Here is a 1212-nt window from a genome sequence, read left to right as displayed (position 1 = left end):
CCCAATCACTGGGCCCGAGCAACGCGCTATATAACAAGCTCCGCCGAATCGATCCCTCCCAGTCGCCGCCATACTGCGCGATGATCTGCATGACAACCATTTGCACTCGTGTCAACCAGGCAAGCGCTGAGATTGATTCCTTACGGCCGGCCGGTATGGCAGGGGGATGTACGATGCACGCGAATACCTGAAGTATTGCTTCCTCGCTGAGCGAGGCGGCAACGTGACTCGCTTGCGCCCAATTTCGCGGTGGGAAATACGGTTCGAGGGCCAAAGCCGATACGGTTTCCCGTATGTGAAGCGGAGGGGGCGGCAGCGCAGGCGCTGCTTGATCCTCTTCGTAATGCCAGAGGGCATATTCGACTGGTTCAACGGGTTGGCGAGGGTCGGGGGACGGAATTGCCTCGGCATGGATGCTGATATTGCACTGCGTTCTGCCATGGGACGCCAACTCGAGGCGCAACGCCAAAGCGTTGCTGGGTGCCTCCAGCGACGAAACCCGTATGTTGATGTTTTCGCCAGAATCGACAGGGGTACCGGCTCGAATCAATTGATCACGCAGCTCTCGAAGAATGTTTGCGCAAGCATCCTGCGGCTCCGGCAGTGCTCCCTGTGCTCGAAACCACAAACTGTTCGCACGCTCGTTACCCTCGCCGGCAAGACCGACAAGTTGCGCCAGCCGAGTATCGTCAGCACCCTCTTTCCACTGGCAGTACAAGAGCGACGGCCGCGCCCAGGGATGCTCCGGCTCCTGTTGTATTACCGCCTCGTACCAACCCCGCGCGGTGGCCCACCCTTCGCAGTCTAACCAAGTATCGGCGGCTTCGAGATACGCACTGAGGTCGTCAGGGCGCATGCCGACGGCTTTGCGAAAAGCATGTTCCGCGTCATCTGGACGGGACATTTGTCGCAGGACCAGACCACGCCCGACCGCGGTGAACCAATCCTGGATATCGGCTAGTGGACCCGCTAAACGGAGCGCCTCCTCGAATTCCCCTGCGCGGCGCAAGAGTCCAAGGCGCAGCATGGTCCACTGTAGGCGAAACTCGCTCGCCGGTACGACTCGTGCCGATATGGCTGCCCATCGGCGAGCATCGAGCAACTGATAATGTCCGGACATCGAAGCTTCCGGCGTGCGTGAGATCACATTGCCGAACAAGCGAATCTGTAGAATTGAAGGGAGGGACTCCAGCGCGCCGGCCGGCTCGATCC

The 1212-nt window shown here is 59.9% G+C and carries 1 protein-coding gene; it reads right to left on the bottom strand.

Annotation, left to right across the window (positions count from 1 at the left end):
• The coding region (locus tag ACFTWP_RS41820) for a hypothetical protein (protein ID WP_380270409.1) at window positions 1-1212 on the bottom strand (1212 nt) is incomplete at both ends.

The sequence above is a fragment of the Kitasatospora sp. NPDC057015 genome (genome assembly GCF_042673745.1).
In the GTDB taxonomy this organism is placed as follows: Bacteria; Actinomycetota; Actinomycetes; order Streptomycetales; family Streptomycetaceae; genus Kitasatospora.
This window is presented reverse-complemented; position numbering and strand designations above follow the sequence as displayed.